The organism is Thiofilum flexile DSM 14609, assembly GCF_000380185.1.
GTDB classification, from domain to species: domain Bacteria; phylum Pseudomonadota; class Gammaproteobacteria; order Thiotrichales; family Thiotrichaceae; genus Thiofilum; species Thiofilum flexile.
Genome location: NZ_KB904793.1, coordinates 1 through 8,340, shown reverse-complemented (window position 1 = coordinate 8,340; position 8,340 = coordinate 1). Strand labels below are relative to the sequence as shown.

Below are 8,340 nucleotides of genomic sequence, written 5' to 3'. Positions count from 1 at the left end.
TCCCATTGGGGGATTGAGAATCGACTCCATTGGGTCTTGGATGTGCTGATGCGTGAGGATCTGGCACGTAATCGTACCAGCGATGGCGCTCACAATTTCTCCCTCCTGCGCCAGATGGCCACCAACTTACTTCGATACAACCAGACGAATAAGCATAGTCTCAAAGTACGACGAAAGCAGGCCGCTTGGTCAACCGATTATCTCGCCGAACTCTTGGAGCCACTTATTCCTCTACACCAATAAAGATTCAAGCGATTGCCCTGATCTTTAGCCTCTCCAAAACTGAGAAACCCAATAGCATCTTCATCTTTGAAGTCAGTGGTATTATATAAACAGCATTTTAATCTAGATTGAGTTGGTTTTTTAAATGTGAGCCGTAATGGAGGTTTTATGATATTACTAATACAGTTATTAACTTCATTAAAAATATCAGCTCCAGTAATGTAGTTCCTTTGCCCTTTTAGCTTTGGCGAAATAAAAAACTCTTTAAGTGGTGGAGACATATCAGGCACCTCTTTATTACTATTTTTTTTGAAAGACAAAATTATAATGGGTAAAGAAAGGTATTGCCCATTGCGGCATTAGATCCTCTAATTTTAATAGAGTTTCAGGAATTCCTTTATTTGGGTATAATCTAAAATAGCGATTGCTTATTACGCGAAAATCATTGTTTATTAAATTTTTCTTCAATGATAGTGGAGTAATTATTCTTTCGTTACCATATATAGCGACTATACCATGGGCAGTTTTCTTATAAATTATCGTCTTAAACCCCCTTTGTAAAAAGAGTGAAAATTGTATTAGAGGATTCCAAGCATTAGACTCTGAAAATATAACTAACCCATCTTTCTTTACTATCTTGGTTAATAGTTTTAAAAAATCTGTTCTGGGTTCTATGTGATGGAATGCTTGCTCCATCCATATAATATCAAAATTATGATGCATACCTTCAATATCTAGATCAAATGCAGAGCAAAGTTTGAATTCAACTTTTAATTTTTTTTGAAGAATATCCTCTAGTATTTTTTTTCTTGCTTTTGCAACCTCGATGCGTTCAGGGTTTATATCTATAGATGTAATATCAGCACCATTTAAAGCAAACCATAACGACTCAGTACCACAACCTGAACCTATTTCAAGTATTTTAGTATCACTTTTTATATAATTTGTAATTTCGATAGTTTGAGATCTATAATGTTTTTTTGTATGTTTGTGGAATTTTTTTATATATGATTGATAATATCGCTCAAAAGTATTTCTTTCAGAGTTTCCTAATAGTGCAGAGTTAGCTATTGACCAATCTAAAAAATCAGAAATACTTTCTATTTTTTCAAATAAAATACTCATATTAAATGTTTCCTATTTTATTCTTATTGTATGTAATCCAGTTTTTCAATGTTTCAATATTCATCCATTCACTATTACTATTACTCTCATAAACAAAATCTTCAGGTACTTTTACTCCATCTTTGATCCGACTAGGATCAGTACTCCAATTGTGAATGGCGGGTAATATTTTGAAGTGATTAGGATACTGATAAGTATGATAAGCATCCTCCGTACTGATCATCTGCTCATGTAATTTTTCTCCGGGACGGATACCAATTATCTGCTGTTCGGCATTTGGTGCAACGGCATAAGCAATATCAGTCACTTTCATAGATGGGATTTTTTTAACATAGATTTCCCCTCCTATCATATCTTCAAAAGCATGCCAAACCAACTCTACTCCCTGTTCTAGAGTAATCATAAAGCGAGTCATACGAGCATCAGTGATTGGCAAGGTACCTTTGTCAGCAACTGATAGGAAAAAAGGAATAACAGAACCACGTGATCCCATAACATTACCATAGCGTACTACAGCAAAGCGTGTTTTTTTCCCACCACTATAAGAATTACCAGCTACAAATAATTTATCTGAAGCTAGTTTAGTAGCTCCATACAAATTAGCAGGGCTACTCGCTTTATCCGTAGATAACGCAACTACTCGTTTCACACCTTTATCAATACATGCATCAATCAGATTCATGGCACCATTGATATTGGTCTTTATACACTCAAAGGGATTATACTCTGCTATAGGTACAATCTTAGTTGCCGCAGCATGAACAACATAATCGATCCCATCTAAAGCACGGTATAGACGATCCTTATCTCGCACATCACCAATAAAGAAACGTACTCGCGGATCATCTTGAAATAGCTTTGCCATTTCCCATTGTTTCATCTCATCGCGGGAGTAGACAATAATTTTTTTTGGATTATATTTCTCCAAAGTCATCGGAATAAAGGTGTGACCGAAAGAGCCTGTGCCACCTGTGACAAGAATGGATGAGTGACTAAGCATGAGTCTGTTGATCCTTATTGTTTGCCTGAATAGCTTTAGGATTATTGATAATAGTTTGGTAACTACCGATACGTTTAATGTAGCCACCTCCCAATTCCATAATTTGTGTACAGTTTTTTAAGGTTGTTAGTCGATGTGCAATAATAATTAGGGTGAGATCTCGGCTGAGATTTTCAATCGCCTGCATGACAGCCTGCTCCGTTTCAGTATCCAAAGCACTCGTAGCTTCATCGAACACAATAATGTTTGCTTGTTTGTAAAGTGCGCGAGCAATTCCAATGCGTTGTCGCTGCCCGCCAGATAAACGAATTCCACGCTCACCAACAAAAGTTTCATATTGTTCAGGCCAACTTTCAATACTCTCAGCGATTTGTGATTGTTGTGCTGCTAATCGAACACGCTCATGATTAATCTGTTCTTTAGGGATACCAAATGCAATATTTTCTGCCACTGTACTATCTGCTAAAAAAATACTCTGAGGAACATGGGCAATGTGTTGTTGCCAAGCTCGTTGATTTTCTGTTGTGATGAGCTGACCATCAATAATCAACGCTCCTTCAGTAGGTGGCAACAATCCCATGATAATATCAATCAAGGTGCTTTTACCGCTGCCAGTTGCACCAATAAAACCGACACGACTACCTTTGGGAATCGTAATATCGATCTTTCTTAAAATCCAAGGTGCTCCTGTACTATAGCGGAATGCTAATTGCTGAAGTTTAATGTCATTTTGAAAGGTTAGAGCTTTACTCACAGGAGTATCAGCATGAATAGGAAGAGGTTGTTCTAGTAATGCAATGGTATCTTGCAATGAAATTTGCCCACCTCTAATCTGTGACCATGCGCTATAGGCTTGTTGTAATACGGGTAACAAGCGTTGAGCTCCTAACGCTAAAGCCCCTAATACAGGTACTGCTTTGGCTATACCATCAGTTTGTTGAGCCAATACATAAGCTAGCGAGGCAATCAGCAACATGCCTAATGCTTCCATACCAAAACGTGGGCTACTATTAATAAATAAATTACTACCTTGAGCGCGTCGCAGCAACAAATCAGCATTACGATAAACTTGACAATAAGTTGCCTGATTACCATCAATCAGTACATCACGGATTCCTCCTAATCCTTCTTGTAAAGACTTAATCACTTGGGTGGATTCCCGTGCAATACGTTGGCTACCTATTAGCAGACGTTTACGAGTCAGACGAATAATCAACGCATAAATTGAACCAAACCCCCCAAATGCGATCAGTGCAATCATAGGGTTTACCATGAATAACGCTGCTAAAATAACAATCAGCATAACACTGGAGCTGATTAAGGTCAGGGTTGGGACAATAGTTTGATAGATAACCTGATTGGCTTTGGTTGAAATACCAGTAATGACTTCGCTACTATTACGTGTACAATGCACTGTATAGGGTTGATATAGAGTACGGCGGTAAATATTAATGCCTAAATCGGCACCCGTCGCAAAAGACAGACGAGTACTTGCCCATAACAATACTAAGCGCATTATTCCAGCAATAATTGCAGCTAGTCCAAAAGCAACAGTCAACGGTAACAATAGTTGTTCCGGATTATTCAAGCCTAGTACTTTAATAAAAGGTTGAGCTGCTGGGTGTGTAAAGACTTGTTCTGGTGCAGTCAAAACACTAAGAAATGGTAAAACCGTACCTACACTAATGATTTCAGCAAACGAGGCTAACACCATTAATAGAAGTAATAAACTAAATTGACGGCGGCGGCGAGGGTTAATATGTTGCCAAAGACGCGCAAGCAAAGATTGAATAGTGTTTGACTCAATTTGCATTAGTAATTCTCTATAATACCTAAGTACCACTGCATAGCAATTTTTAGGCTCTCCCTAATCCGATGGCTAGGTGAATATCCCAACAATCTTGATGCTTTGCCTATGTCTGCCAATGAATGCCGTATATCACCCGTCCGAAAATCCTGATATTTTGGTTTAAATCCCTGTAGATGTACAAAATGTGGTAGCAAGTTTTCATGCAAATACCAGAATAACTCATTTAGTGTAGTACGTTCACCTACGGCCACATTATAGACTTGATTCGTCGCACTAATATTTTCTGTAGTCGCCGCTAGCAAGTTTGCCTGTACCACATTATCGATATAACAAAAGTCACGGCTGGTCTCGCCATCACCATTAATGTACACAGGCTCATTCTTAATCATACTAGCAATCCACTTTGGAATTACGGCTGCATATGCGCCATTCGGATCTTGACGTTTGCCAAAAACATTAAAATAACGTAAACCAATCGTATTAAACCCATATGCTCGTGCAAACACATCAGCATATAATTCATTTACATATTTAGTCACCGCATACGGTGACAAGGGTTTACCAATATTTTCTTCAATTTTAGGTAGAGCAGGGTGATCTCCATAGGTAGAGCTAGAGGCCGCATACACAAAACGTTTGACTTTTGTATCCCTTGCCGCTACCAACATATTTAAAAAGCCATCAATATTGGTACTATTTGTGGTGATTGGGTCTGCCAATGAGCGCGGCACACTACCTAGTGCTGCTTGATGCAACACATAATCCACCCCCGCACATGCTGCTTGGCAATCGTGTAAGTGGCGAATATCACCATGAATAAACTGGAAATTTTTCCATTGCTCACTACTGACAATACTCTGTACTTCATCCAGATTATGTTGATAACCCGTTGCGAAATTATCTAGTCCTACTACCTTCTGGTTTAGTTTCAATAATGTTTCTAGCAGATTAGAACCAATAAATCCCGCAACGCCTGTGATAAGCCAAGTTTTGGGTTGCGAAGGCAGAGTATCCAATAAGTTTTCGTAGGCACTCATAAAAACTATATCTCTTGTTTTCTTTCTTTTTGGTGGGTTAGGAGACTAGGATTTATAGTCTCAGATCTGTTGCTTCGGCGGGAAACAAATATTTCAGGTCGTATATAATATGTGTTGTTTGGCCAAGCTCACGGATAGCCTCTATACCCATTTGGCGAAACTCTTGATGCGCTACAGCTAAAATAACCGCGTCATACTTACCTTTTTCCAAGTGTAAAAGAGGGGTTACATTATATTCGAGTTGAGCCTCTTCCACAGATACCCATGGATCGTAAACATCGGCTGTAATATTGTACTCATGCAATTCCTTGAGAATATCCACCACACGAGTATTGCGTAAATCTGGGCAGTTTTCTTTAAAAGTTAAACCCATAATCAGCACTCTTGCACCTTCTACCTGAATGCGTCGCCTTACCATGGCCTTAACTAACTGGGAAACTACATAAGCACCCATGCCATCATTGATGCGCCGTCCAGCTAGAATAACTTCGGGATGATAGCCTATGGATTGCGCTTTATGAGTTAAATAATAAGGATCGACCCCAATACAGTGCCCACCCACTAAACCGGGGCGAAAAGGTAGAAAGTTCCATTTAGTACCAGCTGCCTGCAACACAGCCTCAGTATCAATACCCATGCGGTTAAAGATCACTGCTAGTTCATTAATTAGTGCAATATTTAAGTCACGCTGGGTATTTTCAATTACCTTAGCTGCTTCAGCAACTTTAATACTGCTAGCTTTGTGTGTACCAGCCGTAATAATCCGTTGATAAAGTGTATCTACAAAGTTAGCGACTTCAGGGGTAGAGCCAGAGGTTACCTTTTTAATAGTTGGCAGGCGATGTTCCTTGTCTCCAGGGTTAATCCGCTCTGGTGAGTAGCCAGCAAAGAAATCCACATTAAAAATCAGCCCTGAAATACGCTCAATGACAGGAATACAATCCTCTTCAGTAGCACCCGGATAAACGGTAGATTCATAAATGACTATGTCACCCTTTTTAATGACTTTACCCAAACTTTCACTAGCTTTAATTAAAGGTGTTAGATCAGGACGTTTATGCTCATCAATGGGTGTTGGTACTGTCACAATAAAAACATTGGCATCACGCAAATCTTCCAACTGTGTGGTGTAGCGTAGCTGTTTGGCAGCCTGTAACTCTTCTGATGTGGTTTCCAGCGTATGGTCATTTCCACCTTTAAGTTCTTCGATTCGTGTTTTGTTAATATCAAAGCCGATCGTAGGGAGAAGTTTTCCAAATTCTACAGCTAATGGTAAGCCGACATAACCTAAGCCAATGATTGCCAAGGTGGATTGTTCAAGAGGTTTCATCATTAAGGGGTTTGCTGAAAAGTTAATAATATTTTTGTGGGTAGTTTGGTAGGATAAATTAGGTGTATTTTAATCACTGCCAAACAAATCCCGCGTATAAACCTTATCCGCCACATCACGCAAATCATCCACCATCCGATTCGCTACAATCACATCACTCATTTGCTTGAATGCATCCAGATTACGAATCACGGCTGAGCGGAAAAAAGTCTCTTCTTCAAGCACCGGCTCATACACCACAACATCAATCCCTTTGGCCTTAATGCGCTTCATAATCCCTTGAATACTAGAGGCTCGGAAATTATCAGATCCAGCTTTCATGATCAGGCGATAAATACCGACTACACGTGGATTTTTAGCAATAATGCTATCGGCAATAAAATCTTTACGGGTACTGTTGGAATCGACAATCGCACGGATCAGATTCTGAGGGACTTCACTATAGTTAGCGAGTAACTGTTTGGTATCTTTAGGTAAACAGTAACCACCATAGCCAAACGAGGGGTTATTATAGTGATTGCCAATACGAGGATCTAAACTAACACCTTGGATAATTTGCTTTGTATCTAGACCATGGGTCGCGGCATAGGTGTCTAACTCATTAAAGTAAGCAACTCGCATCGCCAAGTAAGTATTGGCAAATAGCTTGATCGCTTCGGCTTCGGTCGAGTCGGTGAGTAAAACGGGTACATCTTTCTTAACCGCGCCTTGCTGTAATAAGCCAGCAAAGACCTGAGCACGCTCAGAGCGCTCCCCGACCACAATCCGCGAAGGGTACAAGTTATCATACAAAGCCCGACCTTCACGTAAAAATTCGGGCGAGAAAATAATATTTTGACTACCGGTTTGCTCTTTAATGCGTTGTGTATACCCCACAGGAACCGTCGATTTAATTACCATCACCGCTTGCGGATTCAGTGCTATCACATCACGAATCACGGCTTCTACGGAGCGGGTATTGAAATAATTGCTCTCAGTGTCATAGTCAGTGGGGGTTGCAATAATCACAAAATCGGCATTGGCATAAGCATCTATTTTATCTAGGGTAGCACGAAAATTCAGATCATCCCGTTTAAGAAAGGCTTCAATTTCGACATCAGCAATGGGGCTAATACCTTGATTTAATTGTTGAACCTTAGACTCCACAATATCTAATGCCACGACCTCATGGTTAGTGGCTAGTAGCATTGCATTAGAGAGACCGACATAACCTGTGCCCGCAATAGTAATCTTCATAATTTATTTTTTATTGTGTTAGATAGTAAAGGATTTTAGACATGCTACCGCCCTACCTTGTCATTCTAGGTATCGGGGGAAATCAAAACAAGCGTGTCATTCTACATGAGTTTGTATCTATGTCTTGCTTCTACTTCAGAAGGTTCATGTAAGATTCAGATATATTTATCAGACTGGCATAAAGCGACCTAATGCCAAGCAACATTAACCCACAAAAACTTATTTCTCTAAACTAGATATACTGTTCTGGTCAAGCAATCCCTGACAGATTTAATTGAGACAACTCAAACTCCACTGGCGTTTGATTACCATTAGCCGTATGTAAACGCTCATGGTTGTAATAACGAATATAGTCCTCCACATCCTCTTTCATGGCTTGTCGGGTCAGGTGGTTGACCTTTAATAACCATTCGTTCTTCAAACTACCAAAAAAACGCTCCACCACGGCATTATCCCAGCAGGCACCCACTCCACTCATCGAGGCTTGTATACCATGCTGTTTCAATAAGTTACCAAAGCGTTGGCTGGTGTATTGCGAGCCTTGATCACTATGAAACATCAGGCCAGACGGGGGATTCCT

9 protein-coding genes are annotated in these 8,340 nt (G+C 39.8%); 1 reads left to right on the top strand and 8 read right to left on the bottom strand.

What is annotated here, in order from left to right:
- Window positions 1–243, top strand: a 243-nt coding sequence (locus A3IK_RS21790) for a transposase (RefSeq protein ID WP_425425446.1), incomplete at its 5' end; no start/stop codon positions are given.
- Here A3IK_RS21790 and A3IK_RS0114920 read toward each other — a convergent pair.
- The 8 genes from A3IK_RS0114920 to A3IK_RS0114885 form a co-directional block, all read right to left on the bottom strand.
- Window positions 198–503: a hypothetical protein gene (locus tag A3IK_RS0114920; RefSeq protein WP_020560789.1), complete on the bottom strand. Its 306-nt coding sequence runs from the start codon at window positions 501–503 to the stop codon at window positions 198–200. The two genes, A3IK_RS21790 and A3IK_RS0114920, sit on opposite strands and share 46 nt — an antisense overlap.
- A gap of 19 nt (window positions 504–522) precedes the next feature.
- Window positions 523–1,347, bottom strand: coding sequence for a class I SAM-dependent methyltransferase (locus A3IK_RS0114915; RefSeq protein WP_020560788.1), 825 nt, complete (start codon window positions 1,345–1,347; stop codon window positions 523–525).
- Between the two features lies 1 nt (window position 1,348).
- Window positions 1,349–2,347 (bottom strand): UDP-N-acetylglucosamine 4,6-dehydratase (inverting), encoded by a 999-nt coding sequence (pseB, locus tag A3IK_RS0114910; protein ID WP_020560787.1) that lies wholly within the window; start codon window positions 2,345–2,347, stop codon window positions 1,349–1,351.
- Window positions 2,340–4,160, bottom strand: coding sequence for an ABC transporter ATP-binding protein (locus A3IK_RS19680; RefSeq protein WP_020560786.1), 1,821 nt, complete (start codon window positions 4,158–4,160; stop codon window positions 2,340–2,342). The genes pseB and A3IK_RS19680 overlap by 8 nt, the downstream gene beginning before the upstream one ends.
- Entirely contained in the window at window positions 4,160–5,194 is a 1,035-nt protein-coding gene (locus A3IK_RS0114900) for an NAD-dependent epimerase/dehydratase family protein (protein ID WP_020560785.1), read from the bottom strand. Before A3IK_RS0114900 ends, A3IK_RS19680 begins: the two co-directional genes overlap by 1 nt.
- A 52-nt stretch (window positions 5,195–5,246) precedes the next feature.
- Complete coding sequence (gene tviB / locus A3IK_RS0114895; RefSeq protein ID WP_020560784.1) at window positions 5,247–6,527, bottom strand: Vi polysaccharide biosynthesis UDP-N-acetylglucosamine C-6 dehydrogenase TviB; 1,281 nt, start codon at window positions 6,525–6,527, stop codon at window positions 5,247–5,249.
- A 66-nt stretch (window positions 6,528–6,593) separates the two neighbouring features.
- Window positions 6,594–7,760 carry a nucleotide sugar dehydrogenase gene (locus tag A3IK_RS0114890; RefSeq protein ID WP_020560783.1) on the bottom strand — a complete coding sequence of 389 codons (1,167 nt, stop codon included), beginning with the start codon at window positions 7,758–7,760 and terminating at the stop codon, window positions 6,594–6,596.
- Between the two features lie 250 nt (window positions 7,761–8,010).
- Window positions 8,011–8,340 (bottom strand): IS3 family transposase (locus tag A3IK_RS0114885; protein WP_026220970.1); only part of this gene is annotated, 330 nt, incomplete at its 5' end.

Bases quoted from the DNA above. Each gene is read 5' to 3' on its own strand.
- pseB (WP_020560787.1), bottom strand. From the start codon at position 2,347: ATGCTTAGTCACTCATCCATTCTTGTCACAGGTGGCACAGGCTCTTTC.
- A3IK_RS0114900 (WP_020560785.1), bottom strand. From the start codon at position 5,194: ATGAGTGCCTACGAAAACTTATTGGATACTCTGCCTTCGCAACCCAAA.
- tviB (WP_020560784.1), bottom strand. From the start codon at position 6,527: ATGATGAAACCTCTTGAACAATCCACCTTGGCAATCATTGGCTTAGGT.
- A3IK_RS0114920 (WP_020560789.1), bottom strand. From the start codon at position 503: ATGTCTCCACCACTTAAAGAGTTTTTTATTTCGCCAAAGCTAAAAGGG.
- A3IK_RS0114915 (WP_020560788.1), bottom strand. From the start codon at position 1,347: ATGAGTATTTTATTTGAAAAAATAGAAAGTATTTCTGATTTTTTAGAT.
- A3IK_RS19680 (WP_020560786.1), bottom strand. From the start codon at position 4,160: ATGCAAATTGAGTCAAACACTATTCAATCTTTGCTTGCGCGTCTTTGG.
- A3IK_RS0114890 (WP_020560783.1), bottom strand. From the start codon at position 7,760: ATGAAGATTACTATTGCGGGCACAGGTTATGTCGGTCTCTCTAATGCA.